The following is a 14,862-nucleotide window of genomic DNA, read 5'->3' on the forward strand; positions in this document are numbered from 1 at the left end:
CGGATCGTGCCGGGCCCGCGACGCCTGGCACCGTGCCTGGCCGCACTGCCGAGGCGACCACGTACGTCCAGTACGCGAGCGCCCCGGCAGCACGCCCAGGCACGGCACCAGACGCCGCGGGCTCGGCCGACAAGATCCGAAAGAGACGACCTAGCGGCGCCCGAACGCCGTCAGGGGGCCGTCGTCGCGCTGTATTCGGCTCGGGCGCGGTTCACGGCCCGCCGCGCGCGCGGCCCGGCGGGCCTCACGGCGCCGCTGCCGGGCCGTGCTGCTCGGCTCCGAGACGACCCCGTACCGCTGCATCCACATCTGCCGGGTGATCCACACGTCCAGCACGCCCCACGTGGCCACGATCGTCCCGGCTATGGCGGCCAGCGCCATCGGCAGGGCCAGCCAGGACGCGGTCAGCGTCAGGAAGAAGCCGATGGTCGCCAGGGTCAGGGTGACCGCGACGATCAGCACCGCCCGCACCGCGGACGTCCGCACCGGATCGGGCATGCGCCGCCGCCGGGCGGGCTCCTCCATCCACAGTCCGCGCACCGCGCGCGCCCGCCCGTCGGGACCGGCTCCGCCCGCACCGCCGGCCCCCGGGCCGGATCCGCCGCCCGCGCCGTATCCGTATCCGCCGCCGGTCCCGGCGCCCGGTCCGGCGGCCTGCTCCTCGTACCTGCTCATGGTCCGTTCACTCCCCACCGCGCCGTCCGCCCTGCCCGCGCGCCCTCACCTGTGCCACCACGTCTACCCCGACGCGTCCCCTCGAACAGAAAGACGTTCGGCGCGGTCGAGAGATTCCCGCATCGCGGACGCGTCCGATGCCCCCGATGATGGCGGAACAAACAATTCCAGCCATCCATCCGATCGCGGCATCTGACACCCCACCAGGTGTCATCTGCCGCATAACGGGCCTCACTTGACCGGAGGTATCGGACAACTCGTGATCTTCGAAGGGGAGTCAGGCCGAAAACCTCTGGACACGCCTTCGAAGGAGTCGTCGGGCAGTAGTAGGCTCACGCCGTTTAAATGACGGAACACCGACCCCCGCCAACGGGGTTGAGCTGGGGGAGGCTGGGGAGGCCATGCGCTTTCGCGGGAAGTCCATCCGCCGGAAGATCGTGGCGTTGCTCCTTGTGCCGCTCATCTCCCTGACCGCCCTCTGGGGCTTCGCCACCGTCCTCACCGGCCGCCAGGCCGTCCAGCTCCTCGACGTCGCGTACGTCATCGACAAGGTCGGCTACCCCATCGAGGACGTCGTCCGCGTCCTGCAGAAGGAACGCCGACAGTCCCTGGTCGTCATCGGCGACCCCCGGGCCGCCACCGCCACCGCCGAACTCGCCAAGCGCCGCTCCGCCACCGACGAGATCGTCGACCGGATCACCGCGAGCGCCCGCGACCCCGAGGTCCTCGACGAGCTCAGCGCCCAGAACACCCAGCGGCTGCGCTCGATCCTCGCCGCCTTCCACGGCATCACCGCCCTGCGCCACTCCGTCGACCAGAACGCCCTCGACCCCGCGCAGGCCCTGGAGCTCTACAACCGGCTCGTCGACCCCTGCTACGACTTCCTGATGAACCTCCACGCCCTGGAGGACGTGGAGATGGACAAGCAGGGCCGCGCCCTCGTCGGCGTCACCGAGGCCCGCGAGGCGCTCTCCCGCGAGGACGCCCTGGTGGCCTCCGCCCTCGCCGCCCGCAACGTCGGTCCGGCCGCCCTGCGCCGCGTCTCCGACCTCGTGGCGAACCGGACCCTGCTCTACGACTTCAACCTCGCGATCCTCCCCTCCGCGGAGCGGGAGCGCTTCGAGCAGTACTGGGGCGGACCCGACACCAAGGCGCTGCGCGCGGCGGAGGACCGCTTCCTCGCCGACGGCGCGGTCAAGAACCCCCGCGGCGTCAGCGCCGCCCAGTGGGACGAGGCCGCCACCAAGGTCCTCGACGACCTCGCCGTCATGGGCACCGAGGCGGGCGACCGCTACCAGAAGCGCGTCGAGCCCGCCGCGATGAAGGTCCTCGTCCAGGCCGCCGTCGCCGGCGTCCTCGGCTTCCTCGCCCTGATCGTGTCGCTGATCCTCTCCGTGCGCGTCGGCCGCGAACTGATCCGCGACCTCTCCCGGCTCCGCAAGGACGCCCACGAGGCCTCCGGCGTCCGCCTGCCCGGCGTCATGCGCCGCCTCGCCGCCGGCGAGCAGCTGGACATCGAGACCGAAGCCCCCCGCCTGGAGTACGAGAAGGACGAGGTCGGCCAGGTCGGCCTGGCCCTCAACACCCTCCAGCGCGCCGCCGTCGAGGCCGCCGTCAAGCAGGCCGAACTCCGTCGCGGCGTCTCCGAGGTCTTCGTCAACCTGGCCCGCCGCAACCAGGTCCTCCTGCACCGCCAGCTGACGCTCCTGGACACCATGGAGCGCCGTACGGAGGACACCGAGGAGCTCGCCGACCTCTTCCGCCTCGACCACATGACCACCCGCATGCGCCGGCACGCCGAGGGCCTGGTGATCCTCTCCGGCGCGGCCCCCTCCCGCCAGTGGCGCAAGCCCGTCCAGCTGATGGACGTCGTACGGGCCGCCGTCGCCGAGGTCGAGGACTACGAGCGCATCGAGGTGCGCCGGCTCACGCGCCTGGGCATCGTCGGACCCGCCGTCGCCGACGTCACCCACCTCGTCGCCGAACTCCTGGAGAACGCCACCGTCTTCTCCCCGCCGCACACCGCCGTCCAAGTCCACGGCGAGCGCGTGGCCAACGGCTTCACCCTGGAGATCCACGACCGCGGCCTCGGCATGACCCAGGAGGCGCAGCTCGACGCGAACCTCCGGCTCGCCGAGACCACCGAGTTCGAGCTGTCCGACACCGACCGCCTCGGCCTGTTCGTCGTCAGCCGCCTGGCGCGGCGCCACGGCGTCAAGGTCGTCCTGCAGCCCAGCCCGTACGGGGGCACCACCGCGGTGGTCTTCCTCCCGGTGGCCCTGCTGACCGAGGCCCCGGAGACCGACGGCACCGGCGTCCGGCTGAACGGCTCCGGCGCGCTCGCCCCCGACCGGACCGTGCCCCCGTCCCTGGAGCGGACGCCGGTCGGCCGGTCCCTGCCCCCCGGCGACCCGCGCGCCCCGGTCGAGCTGGAGGCCCCGCTCGGCGCCGACGGCACCGACCCCCTCGACGAGCTGGGCCCCCTGGACGGTGCGGCCGCACGGGACGGCGCCGCCCCCGCCGCCTCCGGGATCTCCGGCCTCACCGGCCGCCCCGCCATGGCCACCCTCGACGACGAGACCCCGCCCAACGGCACCCCGGGCAGCGCCCTGCTGGGCCTGCGCCCCGGCGACCGGCCGCAGGGCGCGCGCCCGCACGGCGACCGGCTCCCCGGCGCGCGCCCGCTCGGCGGCGGCCGCCACCCGGAGCAGCGGGCCGACGAGCGCCACGCCGTGCGCGCCGCGGTCCGCCCGGCCGACCGCGAGCCGCCCGCCCCCACCGGCCCCGTCCGGCTGGACTCCGCCCGCCAGGAGGCCGCCCGGCAGGACGCCGGCCGCGGCGCCGGGCCCGTCCCGCTGCCGCGCCGCCGGCCCGCGCCGACCCTGGTCGCCGAGCACGGCCGCCGCGTCGAGCCCCGCCCGGTGTCCGCGGTCCGCCAGCCCACCGCCCCCGCCGAGGAGAGCGCCGGCCCGGGACGCGGCGGCTCCGGCGCGGGTCAGGGCTCCGGCCCCGGGCCGGCCGCGAGCGTCGGCGGCCTGCCCCGCCGGGTCCGTCAGGCCAACCTGGCACCGCAGCTGAAGAACGCCGCCGCCCCGCAGCCGGCCCCCGCCGACGCGGTGGACGACCGCGACGCGGAGGACGTACGCACGCGCATGTCCGCACTCCAGCGCGGCTGGACCGCGGGCCGCACCAAGCAGGCACAGAAGCAGTCCGAGACCGGGGCAGGCACCTCCGCCGCCACCGGTCCCGCGCACGAGAACGAAGGGGACGGTCGATGACCGCACCGCAGACCGGCAACGACAGCAGGGGCCGCGGCTCCGGCCCGCTCAACTGGCTCCTCGACGAACTCGTCGACAAGGTCGGCTCGATCCGCAAGGCGGTCGTCCTGTCCGGCGACGGCCTGCCCACCGGCACCTCGCGGGAACTGACCCGCGAGGACAGCGAGCACCTGGCCGCCGTGGCCTCCGGCTTCCACAGCCTGGCCAAGGGCGTCGGCCGGCACTTCGACTCCGGTCGGGTCCGCCAGACCGTCGTCGAGCTCGACGAGGCCTTCCTCTTCGTCATGGCGGCCGGCGACGGCAGCTGCCTGGCCGTGCTCGCCGACGCCGAGTCCGACGTCGGCCAGGTCGCGTACGAGATGACGCTGATGGTCAAGCGCGTAGGCGACCACCTGGCGACCGCGCCGCGGACCGGGCTGCCAGCCGGAGGGTGAGTCGTACGGCATGAGCGAATCAGGCCAGGACCACCCCGCCCCCGCCCCGGCCGGCGACCGGGCAGCCGCCTCCGACCACCCGCACTGGTTCGACGACGACGCGGGTCCCGTCGTACGCCCGTACGCGATGACCCGCGGCCGGACCAGCCACGTGGGCCAGCACCGCCTGGACCTGATCGCGCTCGTCGTCGCCGAGACGGCGGCCGACGACCCGGTCTGGGACGCCACGCTGTCGCCGGAACACGCCCGGATCCTCGGCCTGTGCCGGGGACGGCCCCAGTCGGTCGCGGAGCTCGCCGCCGACCTCGACCTCGCGGTCGGGGTCGTGCGGGTCCTGATCGGTGATCTCGTCCACGACGAACTGGTCCACGTGACCCGGCCGGTACCGCCGGCCGAACTGCCCGACGAATCCATTCTGCGTGAGGTGATCAATGGCCTTCGGGCGCTCTAGCCGCACCGGTGCGATGCATGCCGTGTCGCCGGTCGAACCGCTGACCTTGAAGATCCTGGTCGCGGGCGGCTTCGGGGTGGGCAAGACCACCCTGGTCAGTGCGGTGAGCGAGATCAGACCGCTGCGGACCGAGGAACGGCTCTCCGAGCCGGGCATCGGCATCGACGACACCGAGGGAGTGGAGGCCAAGAGCACCACGACCGTGGCCATGGACTTCGGCCGCATCACGCTCCGCGAGGACCTCGTGCTGTACCTGTTCGGGACCCCGGGACAGGACCGGTTCTGGTTCCTGTGGGACGAACTGGCCCAGGGATCGCTCGGCGCGGTCGTCCTCGTGGACACCCGCCGCCTCGCCGAGTCCTTCGCCGCCGTCGACTACTTCGAACGGCGCGAGATCCCCTTCGTGATCGCCGTCAACTGCTTCGACGGCGCCGACCGGCACCCGGTGGTCACGGTGCGCGAGGCCCTCGACCTCGACCCGTGCGTGCCCGTCCTGCTGTGCGACGCACGGGACCGGGAGTCCGTCAAGGACGTCCTGGTGGGAGTCGTGGAACACGCGATGTCCCTCGCCCGGGCCCGGCGCCAGAGCATGAGCGCGGGGGCCTGAGGGGCGCCGGCCCGGGCGGCGCTGAAGGCCGGAAGGGGGGAGGCGGCCCGTACCCCCGCCGACTGGGGTACGGACCGCAGCTCTCATGGGGGGACCGCCGGCCCCGGTGGCGGCGCGGGACCGTGGAGCGAGTGTGAACCCGTCCTCCGGGACCGTCAAGCACTCCGGCACGACCGTCCTGCGGCGGCCGCCGCCCCCCAGCTCAGCGCACCGCGATCACCGCCGAACCGTGCCCGAACAGACCCTGGTTGGCGGTGATTCCGGCCCGCGCGCCCGGAACCTGCCGTTCCCCGGCCGTCCCGCGCAACTGCCACGTCAGCTCGCAGACCTGGGCGATGGCCTGCGCCGGCACCGCCTCCCCGAAGGAGGCCAGCCCCCCGCTGGTGTTGACCGGAACGCGCCCGCCGAGCGCCGTGGCGCCCTCCCGCACGAGCGAGGCGCCCTCGCCCGGGCCGCAGAGCCCGATGTCCTCGTACCACTCCAGCTCCAGGGCCGTGGAGAGGTCGTACACCTCGGCGAGCGAGAGGTCCCGCGGCCCGAGCCCCGCCTCCTCGTACGCGGCGCGCGCGATCGACGCCCGGAAGGAGGCGGCGGCGGCCGGTCCCGCCGTCGGCACGGCCGTCGTCGCGTCGGTGGCGATGTCCGGCAGGTCCAGCACCGTCCGCGGATAGGTCGGCGTCACCGTCGACACGGCCCGGATGCGCACCGGGTCCGCGACGCCGTGCGCGCGGGCGAAGTCCATGCTGCACAGCACCAGGGCCGCGCCCCCGTCGGAGGTGGCGCAGACGTCCAGCAGCCGCAGCGGATCGGCCACGACCGCCGAGGCCGCGACCTCCTCGGCCGTGACGGCCTTGCGGTAGCGGGCGTTCGGGTTCAGCAGCCCGGCCGCCGCGTTCTTCACCTTCACCAGGGCGAAGTCCTCCGGGGTGTCCCCGTACACGGCCATCCGCCGCCGGGCGTACAGCGCGAAGTACGCCGGATTGGTGGCTCCCAGCACCCGGAACCGCAACCAGTCCGGGTCGTCGGGGCGCTCGCCCCCGGCCGGGGCGAAGAAGCCCTTGGGCGCCGCGTCCGCGCCCACCACCAGCACCACGTCGGCCAGCCCGGCCAGGATCTGCGCCCGGGCCGCCCCGATCGCCTGCGCGCCCGAGGCGCAGGCCGCGTACACGCTGGTCACCCGGGCCCCCTGCCAGCCCAGCGCCCGGGCGAAGGTGGCCCCGGCCACGTAGCCGGGGTAGCCGGAGCGCACGGTGTCCGCGCCGACCACGGACTGCACGTCCGTCCAGTCCAGACCGGCGTCGGCGAGCGCGGCCCGGGCCGCGACCCGCCCGTACTCGACGAAGCTGCGGCCCCATTTGCCCCAGGGGTGCATCCCCGCGCCCAGGACCGCGACGTCGGCGCTCACGACCCCCCTCCCGAGCGCTCCGCGGACCCGGTCGACCCCGCTCGTCCCGCCGGCCCGACCGGCCTGAACTGCCAGGTCAGCCAGGTGGTCTCGGCGTCCTCGTTCAGCACCCCGCCGACCACCTCGACCTCGGCGCCGACCGTCAGGTCGGCGAGCCGGACCCCGGGCGCGCCCTGGCCGAGCACGACCATGCCCTCGGCCTCCAGCTCCACGGCGATCAGGACGTACGGCTCCCACGGCTCGGCGGGGTCGGACACGTACGGGGCCGGGGGGCGGTAGCGGCCGTCCGTGTAGGACCAGACCCGGCCCCGGGGGGACAGCGGGACCTCCGCGAGGTCACCGCCGCCGGCGCAGTGCGGATTGCGGCAGGCGGAGTCCTCGCGGGGGAAGAACACCGCGGCGCAGGCGGTGCACCGGGTGCCCAGGAGCCGGAAGGGGGGCGCCGGGCCCGCCATCGGGGCCGGCGGCGGAACGTCCTGTGTGAACCAGCCGCTGACGACCGGGGTGCGCGTGCGTGCCAAGGTCCCTCCCGTGCCCGATGTCTGACGATGCGTCAGAAGTCTGGCACGGGAACGGCCGGGCGGTCACCGGTTCTCGGCGAGCCACTTCCGGGCGATCTCCCCCAGCTCCGCGTCCCGCCCGGCCAGCATCATCCGGATCATCTGCGCGTCCCCGCGCAGCGACCAGCCCGGATTGCCGAAGGTCGCCGGATTGTTCCCCTCGATCAGGAAGTGCGCCGGCCAGGCCGTCCCGTACCCGATGAGGGGCAGGGCGGCGAGAAGGCGCGGGCGGCCGCGGGCCACGCCGTAGACCGTCAGCGCGAGACCGGTCAGCGTGCCGGTGAGGTGCACCCAGCGGGTCGCGGCGCGGGAATGCATGGCGACGTAGTAGGGCCAGAACTCCTCGTACGAAGCGAATGTCATACGGGCACGGTACTCACGGCCGGACGGCCGCGACAGCCACCGGAAAGTCGAAGGCGGCGCCGGGGAAGACCTCCGGCTCACGGGTGAAGTGCCACCACTCCTCGGGCAGGTTGACGAAACCCTGCGCACCGAGCACCCGCACCAGCGAGCGCCGGCCGGCGCGGGCGGCGGCGGAGACGGCCGGGCTGCCGGTGTGAGAGAGGGGGGAGAAGAAGTCGAAGGGCGTCCCCATGTCGACCTCCCGGCCAGACGGCCACTCCACCAGGGTGACGTCCAGGGTGCTGCCGCGCGCGTGCCCCGACCGCGCGGCGATGTAGCCGTCGGGCACCAGCCGGCCCTTGTCGACCTCCGGGTAGTACTCCGCCTTGGTCGCCTGGTCGCCGAGGTCCCCGGCCCAGCGGACGAACCGGTCCACGGCCCGCTGCGGCCGGTAGCAGTCGCGGACCTCCAGCGAACGGCCGGCGCGCAGCAACTCCCGCTGCGCGCGCCGCAGCGCCAGCGCGACGGGCCGCGCCAGCAGGCACACCGGCTCGTCGTAGCCGTCCACCGGGGCCCCGGTGAAATTGCGGGCGGTCGCGTACCGGACGTCCTGCCGGATCGTCGGATCGACCTCGCGCAGCAGCACGAACCCGGGCGGCGCCGCCCGCGGGCCGTCCGCCCCGGCGGCGCGTGCCCGCGGCGCGCCCGCGCCGTCGCCGGGCCCGCCGGCGGACCCGGCCGGCGCGGCGGCGCCGAGCAGCAGGACCGCACCCACCACAACAGCCGTCATCCTCATACCGCTCGGCTTACCATCGCGGGATGCCCGCACCGTCGAAGGACTCGCACTGCACCGCCTGCGGAACACGCTTCGAGACGGCCGCATGGCCGCGCACCTGCGCCTCCTGCGGCGCCACCGCCTACCGCAACCCGCTGCCGGTGGCCGTCGCCCTCCTCCCCGTCCAGGACGCGGACGGCACCGGCCTGGTGGTCATCACCCGCACCATCGAGCCCGCCCTCGGCGGCGTCGCGCTGCCCGGCGGATTCATCGACTTCGGCGAGGACTGGCGCGCGGCCGTCGTCCGGGAGCTCCGCGAGGAGACCGGCATCGAGGTCCCCGCCGCCGACGTCGCCCTGGCCGACGCCCTCAGCTCCCCGGCCGGCCACCTGCTCCTCTTCGGCCTGCTCCCGCCGCGGGCCGCCTCGGCCCTGCCCGCGTCGGTGGCGACGGACGAGACCGCGGGCTGGCACGTGCTGCGGCAGCCGGCCGAACTCGCCTTCCCCCTCCACACCCGCGCGGCCGCCGCCTGGTTCGCCGGCCGCTACGCGTGAAGCGGCGCGCTACGCGTGAAGCGGGCAGCTACGCGTGAAGCGGCCCGCTACACGTAGAACGGGCCGCCGAGCCCACCCCCCGGTCTGCCCGCCCGCCCCCTCAGCCCCCGGCCCCCCGCACCACGACCCCCGGCACCCGTCCCCCCGCCTCGTCCTCCACCAGCACCTCGTCCCCGGCCCACCGCACGGTGTACCGCTCCGGCTCCGCCGCCTCGAACCCCGGGCCCGCGTCCCGCACCACCACCCCGCCGCCCGTGCGTCCCCGCGCCGGGGCCCACACCTCCAGCGCCACCCCGCCGTCGCCCTCCGGCGAGCGCACCGGAAGCACCGAGCCCGCCCGCGCCAGCACCGGGATCCGCCCCCGCGGCGCGTCCAGCAGGATCTGGCCGGGCCCCTCGTGCGCCGCACCCGTCGCGGTGTCGTACCACCGGCCGCGGGGGAGCCGTACCGCACGCCGGTCCGCCCCGCACTCCAGCACCGGCGCCACCAGCAGGGCGTCGCCCAGCAGGAACGCGTCCTCGCAGTCCCGCAGCGCCCGGTCCTCCGGCGCCCCCCACCACAGCGGCCGCACGTACGGGGCCCCGGTCCGCCGGGCCAGATGGGCCAGGCTCAGGAAGTACGGCCGCAGCCGCTCCCGCTCCGCCAGCACCGCCCGCGCCTGCTCCTCCGCCTCCGCCCCGAACTCCCACGGCTCGCGCCGCCCCGCCCAGATCGCCGAGTGCGTCCGGAACAGCGGCAGGTACGACCCCAGCTGGAGCCAGCGCACGTACAGCTCCGGCGACGGCGAACCGCCGAACCCGCCCACGTCCGGACCCGAGTACGGCACCCCGCACAGCCCCAGCCCCAGGACCAGCGCCAGCGAGGCGCGCAGCCCCTCCCAACTGCTCTCCACGTCCCCCGACCACGACCCCCCGTACCTCTGCATCCCCGCCCACCCGGACCGGGAGAAGAGGAACGGCCGCTCGTCCGGGCGCAGCCGGACCAGACCCTCCCAGGCCGCCCGCGCCATCCCGAGCGCGTACACGTTGTGCCCCGAGCGGTGGTCCCCGCCCGCGCCGTCCATCGCGTGCCGCGCCGAGCGGGGCAGCGTCCGGTCCCCGAACGGCGCGAAGGACACCGGCTCGTTCATGTCGTGCCAGAAGCCGGCGAAGCCCCGCGCCAACCGCTCCTCGTACAGGCCGCCCCACCACTCCCGCACGGCCGGATCGGTGAAGTCCGGATACGCGCACTCACCCGGCCACACCTCCCCGCGCACCTCCGCCCCCCGGGCGTCCCGGACGAACGCGCCGCCCGCCCCCACCGCCAGCCCGGACGCGTGCACCGCGTGGTCGGCCTTCACCGCGGGATCGACGATCGACACCAGCCGCACCCCGCCCCCGCGCAGCTCCGCCGCGAGCCCGGGCAGGTCCGCAAAGCGCTCCCGGTCCACCGTGAACACCCGGTGCCCGTCGTAGTGGTCGATGTCCAGGTGCACGGCCGACAGCGCGAGCCCGCGCCGGGCGTACCCCGCCACCACCCGCCGGACCTCCGCCCCGCTCCCGAACCCCCACCGGGCGTGCTGGTAGCCCAGCGCCCACTCCGGCGGCACCGCCGCGCCGCCGGTCAGCCCCGACCAGCCCTGGAGCACCCGGGCCGGCGTGCCCACCAGGACCCAGCAGCGCAGCGGCCCGCCCTCCATGCGCAGCTCGCTCGCCCCCGGCCGGTCCGCGCCCGACCCCGCCCCCTCCTCGCCCTCGCGCAGCACCACCCGCCCGTCCCACGGATTGTCGTGGAACACCAGGTGCGTCCCCGCGTCCGCCACCACCAGCTGCACCGGCATCGTCACGTACAGCGGATCGTCCCCCGGCCCGAACGCCCCGTTCGGATCCGTGTTCCACAACCGGTACGTCCCGTCGCGCAACCGGGGCCCCGCCGACCGGCCGCCCAGCCCGAAGAACCGGGCGTCCGCCGCCACCTCGCTGCGCTGCGCCCACCGGGCCCCGCCCCGCCCCGCCTCCACCGGTTCCCACCAGCGCGGCGGGAACTCGCGCCGCAGCACCGTCCCGCCGGGCGAGCGCACCTCCACCGCCCCGTGCCGGGACACCGCCACCGTCACCCGCTCCGACACCACCCGCCAGCCGCCCCCGGTGTCCGGCTCCAGCACGGCCCGCGGATCGGGCTCCGGGCCGCTGCCCGCCAGCGCGTACGAAGGCTCCGGCAGGGCCCCGTCCCAGCCCCAGAACACCGCCCCGCCCGCGGTCACCCGCACCAGCAGCTCCGAGCGCGCGAACCGCAGCACGCCACCGCCGGGCCGCGGCTCCGTACCGGTCAGCAGCCCCGGTACGCGCGCCCGTTCCGCGCCCCGCTGCACGAGCCCCACCGCGTCCGCGCGCCGGTGACGCCAGGCCGAGCGCCAGGCGCGCCGACCGCGCTCCGTACCGAGGTCCCGTACCGCACGCACCAGATCACGACCGTCCATGGCGCTCACCCTGTCACCGGCGACCCGCCGCGAGGGCGCCGTTCAGCTGCCGTTCACCCACAAATGGATCATCCGTGATCGCTCGGGACACCTCTGGTGCGGATGTCGATCACATGGCAAGGTCCCAGTGAGCCGCTGCGCGCACACCCCCCGCGCGGTGGCACCGTACGCACACGAAGCGCGAGCCGCAGACCCGACCGGGAGCCGACCCATGACCTCAGCCACGCAGCCGGAACCCCTCTGGGCCCCCGGCCCCGACCGGATCGCCGCGGCCCGGATCACCGCCTTCCAGGCCTGGGCCGCGGAACGCTTCCAGGCCCCCGCCGACGGCGGCTACCCGGCCCTGCACCGGTGGTCGGTCGAGGCCCTGGACACCTTCTGGCAGGCCGTCGCCGAATGGTTCGAGGTCCGCTTCACCACGCCCTACGAGACCGTCCTCGCCGACCGCTCGATGCCCGGCGCCCGCTGGTTCACCGGCGCCACCCTCAACTACGCCGAGCACGCCCTGCGCGCCGCCGAGGACCCGGCGCGCGCCGGAGACGCCGCACTGCTCGCGGTGGACGAGACCCACGAGCCCACCCCCGTCACCTGGGCCGAACTCCGCCGCCAGGTCGGCTCGCTCACCGCCGAGCTGCGCGCCCTCGGCGTGCGCCCCGGCGACCGGGTCAGCGGCTACCTCCCCAACGTGCCCGAGGCCGTCGTCGCCCTGCTCGCCACCGCAGCCGTCGGAGGGGTCTGGACCTCCTGCGCCCCCGACTTCGGCGCCCGCAGCGTCCTCGACCGCTTCCAACAGGTCGAGCCCGTCGTCCTCTTCGCCGTCGACGGCTACCGCTACGGCGGCAAGACGCACGACCGCCGCGGGACCGTCGCCGAACTGCGCGCCGAACTCCCCTCCCTGCGCGCGGTCGTCCACATCCCGCTGCTGGGCACCCAGGCCCCCGAAGGCGCCCTCGACTGGTCCGCCCTGACCTCCGGCGACACGCCGCCCGTCTTCGAGCCGGTCCCCTTCGACCACCCGCTCTGGGTGCTCTACTCCTCCGGCACGACGGGCCTGCCCAAGGCCATCGTCCAGTCCCAGGGCGGCATCCTCCTCGAACACCTCAAGCAGCTCGGCCTGCACTGCGACCTCGGTCCGCGGGACCGGTTCTTCTGGTACACCTCCACCGGCTGGATGATGTGGAACTTCCTCGTCTCCGGCCTGCTCACCGGCACCACCGTCGTGCTGTACGACGGCAGCCCCGGCTTCCCCGACACCGGCGCCCAGTGGCGGATCGCCGAACGCACCGGCGCCACCCTCTACGGCACCTCCGCCGCGTACGTCATGGCCTGCCGCAAGGCCGGGGTCCACCCCGCGCGCGACTTCGACCTCTCCGCCGTGAAGTGCGTGGCGACCACCGGCTCCCCGCTCCCGCCCGACGGGTTCCGCTGGCTGCACGACGAGGTGGCCGAGGACCTCTGGATCGCCTCCGTCAGCGGGGGCACCGACGTCTGCAGCTGCTTCGCCGGCGCCGTCCCCACCCTCCCGGTCCACATCGGCGAACTCCAGGCCGCCTGCCTCGGCACGGACCTCCAGTCCTGGGACCCGTCCGGCAAGCCCGTCGTCGGCGAGGTCGGCGAGCTCGTCGTCACCAACCCCATGCCGTCCATGCCGGTCCGCTTCTGGAACGACCCCGACGGCAGCCGCTACCGCGACAGCTACTTCGAGATGTTCCCGGGCGTCTGGCGCCACGGGGACTGGATCACGCTCACCGACCACGGCTCGGTGGTGATCCACGGACGCTCCGACTCCACCCTCAACCGGCAGGGCGTGCGGATGGGCTCGGCCGACATCTACGAGGCCGTCGAACGCCTCCCCGAGATCAAGGAGTCCCTGGTCATCGGCCTGGAAGAGCCGAACGGCGGCTACTGGATGCCGCTCTTCGTCCACCTGGCCCCCGGAGCCGCGCTCGACGACGGCCTGCGCGCCCGGATCAAGGAGACGATCCGCGCGGAACTCTCCCCGCGCCACGTACCGGACGAGATCATCGAGGTGCGGGCCGTCCCGCACACGCTCACCGGGAAGCGCATCGAGGTCCCGGTCAAGCGCCTCCTCCAGGGCGCCCCCCTGGCCAAGGCGGTCAACCCCGGCTCCGTCGACGACCTGGACCTCCTCCACTTCTACGAGGAGCTGGCCCGTACCCGGTCCCGGAACCGCGACTGAGGTCACTGTCAGTGGCGGTGGTTACGCTGAGTGAGCACGTGATCGCTGCACTCAGGGGGAGCCATGCCACCGAAGAAGGACACCGCGGACAACCGCCCGAACGACCACGAGGACACGCGGGGGAGCGACCCCGGAGGGAGCACAGGGCAGGACCGCACCGCGCGGACCTCCCGGACCATCCGCACCCACCGCCGCCGCGTCCTGCGCCGCGAAGCCCCCAGCACCGTCGGCCTGCTGGCCGACCCGGGGGACTTCGCGGCCATGCGCGGCTACCGCAGCTTCGCCTTCGACGACCACCGGGACTACCTGCGCCACGTGGACGGGCTGCTCCGGTCCCTCGCGGCCCAGGGCGTCCACACCACCGTCGCCCTCTTCGACCCCGAGGAGTACGCGGAGTACTGCGCCGACCACGGCCTGGACGCGGACTCGGCCGAGAGCCGCACCCGCTTCACCGCCGAGCTCGCCGGCGCCGGCCTCCCGTACACCGGGCAACCCGTCGACGAACTGGTCCCGCTGCTCGTGGACGAAGCCGTCCGGCAGGCCACCTGGGAGTACGCGACCACCCTGCTCGCGGGGGCGGGGACCTGCGCGGACTGCGGGGAGGACATCGGCAGCTCCTCCTTCGAGCGCGCCGCCGACGCGCTGGACCGGCTGCTGGCCGGGGCCGGCCCGGGCCACCACCACCTGGTGTGCAGCGTTCCCATGCAGGCCGAACAGCTCGTCGCCGTGCTCCACGCCGACACCTCGGGCCCACCGGCGGCCCCGCCCCGCCTCCAGGGCCGCGAGGGCCTGGACTTCGTGACGGTCCTGGCCGCCGGACTCGCCCTCGGCGGCCCCGGCGGCCTGGTCCTGCGCACCACGGCCGAGGGCGCCGGAGACCGGGTCCACGGCTGGCGGCTGGACCGGGGCCGGCTGACCGCGCTGTCCGCGGCGGCCGTCTTCAACGCCTACTGCACCGACGCCGACACCGGAGAGCCCGTGGCCCCCGAACCGGGGGTCGAGTACTGCCCGGGCTACGAGGTCGACCTCCCCACCCCGCACCCCTAGCCACGGGCAGGCACGAGCGAGGGGCCGCCGCCACCGGCGAAGGCCCCTCGACTCGACGACGACCGCCCGAACCAGC

13 protein-coding genes are annotated in these 14,862 nt (G+C 75.0%); 7 read left to right on the forward strand and 6 right to left on the reverse strand.

Annotated elements, in window-relative coordinates; genetic code table 11:
* Positions 1-150: 150 nt before the first annotated feature.
* Positions 151-675 carry a hypothetical protein gene (locus CP968_RS27525; protein WP_229886816.1) on the reverse strand — a complete coding sequence of 175 codons (525 nt, stop codon included), beginning with the start codon at positions 673-675 and terminating at the stop codon, positions 151-153.
* Between the two features lie 401 nt (positions 676-1,076).
* Between CP968_RS27525 and CP968_RS27535 the strand changes: the two genes are divergently transcribed.
* From CP968_RS27535 to CP968_RS27550, 4 genes are read left to right on the forward strand one after another with little or no spacing between them, the layout of a single operon-like run.
* Positions 1,077-3,953: a sensor histidine kinase gene (locus CP968_RS27535; protein WP_150520554.1), complete on the forward strand. Its 2,877-nt coding sequence runs from the start codon at positions 1,077-1,079 to the stop codon at positions 3,951-3,953.
* A complete protein-coding gene (locus tag CP968_RS27540) occupies positions 3,950-4,387 on the forward strand; it encodes a roadblock/LC7 domain-containing protein (RefSeq protein ID WP_150520555.1) in 438 nt (145 codons plus the stop codon). The genes CP968_RS27535 and CP968_RS27540 overlap by 4 nt, the downstream gene beginning before the upstream one ends.
* Before the next feature lie 10 nt (positions 4,388-4,397).
* Positions 4,398-4,838, forward strand: a complete 441-nt coding sequence (locus tag CP968_RS27545; protein WP_150520556.1) for a DUF742 domain-containing protein — start codon at positions 4,398-4,400, stop codon at positions 4,836-4,838.
* On the forward strand, positions 4,819-5,445 hold the full coding sequence (locus CP968_RS27550) for a GTP-binding protein (RefSeq protein ID WP_150520557.1): 627 nt from the start codon (positions 4,819-4,821) through the stop codon (positions 5,443-5,445). The genes CP968_RS27545 and CP968_RS27550 overlap by 20 nt, the downstream gene beginning before the upstream one ends.
* A 202-nt stretch (positions 5,446-5,647) precedes the next feature.
* On the opposite strand, the gene CP968_RS27555 is transcribed toward CP968_RS27550, so the two are convergent.
* From CP968_RS27555 to CP968_RS27570, 4 genes are all read right to left on the reverse strand, one after another.
* A complete protein-coding gene (locus CP968_RS27555) occupies positions 5,648-6,850 on the reverse strand; it encodes a lipid-transfer protein (protein WP_150520558.1) in 1,203 nt (400 codons plus the stop codon).
* Complete coding sequence (locus CP968_RS27560; RefSeq protein ID WP_229886817.1) at positions 6,847-7,371, reverse strand: Zn-ribbon domain-containing OB-fold protein; 525 nt, start codon at positions 7,369-7,371, stop codon at positions 6,847-6,849. Before CP968_RS27560 ends, CP968_RS27555 begins: the two co-directional genes overlap by 4 nt.
* A gap of 63 nt (positions 7,372-7,434) precedes the next feature.
* Positions 7,435-7,773, reverse strand: a complete 339-nt coding sequence (locus CP968_RS27565) for an Mpo1-like protein (RefSeq protein WP_150520559.1) — start codon at positions 7,771-7,773, stop codon at positions 7,435-7,437.
* A 13-nt stretch (positions 7,774-7,786) separates the two neighbouring features.
* Positions 7,787-8,542, reverse strand: coding sequence for a M15 family metallopeptidase (locus tag CP968_RS27570; RefSeq protein ID WP_150520560.1), 756 nt, complete (start codon positions 8,540-8,542; stop codon positions 7,787-7,789).
* A 29-nt stretch (positions 8,543-8,571) separates the two neighbouring features.
* Here CP968_RS27570 and CP968_RS27575 point away from each other — a divergent pair, with 29 nt between their 5' ends.
* Positions 8,572-9,081, forward strand: coding sequence for an NUDIX domain-containing protein (locus CP968_RS27575; RefSeq protein WP_150520561.1), 510 nt, complete (start codon positions 8,572-8,574; stop codon positions 9,079-9,081).
* A gap of 100 nt (positions 9,082-9,181) precedes the next feature.
* Here the strand turns inward: CP968_RS27575 and CP968_RS27580 are convergent, their stop codons facing one another.
* A complete protein-coding gene (locus tag CP968_RS27580; RefSeq protein ID WP_150520562.1) occupies positions 9,182-11,539 on the reverse strand; it encodes a glycoside hydrolase family 31 protein in 2,358 nt (785 codons plus the stop codon).
* A 211-nt stretch (positions 11,540-11,750) separates the two neighbouring features.
* Between CP968_RS27580 and CP968_RS27585 the strand changes: the two genes are divergently transcribed.
* Entirely contained in the window at positions 11,751-13,739 is a 1,989-nt protein-coding gene (locus CP968_RS27585) for an acetoacetate--CoA ligase (RefSeq protein ID WP_150520563.1), read from the forward strand.
* Positions 13,740-13,802: 63 nt separating this feature from the next.
* Complete coding sequence (locus CP968_RS27590; RefSeq protein WP_229886818.1) at positions 13,803-14,786, forward strand: hypothetical protein; 984 nt, start codon at positions 13,803-13,805, stop codon at positions 14,784-14,786.
* Positions 14,787-14,862: the final 76 nt, after the last annotated feature.

It is taken from the genome of Streptomyces subrutilus, from assembly GCF_008704535.1.
Lineage (GTDB): Bacteria > Actinomycetota > Actinomycetes > Streptomycetales > Streptomycetaceae > Streptomyces > Streptomyces subrutilus.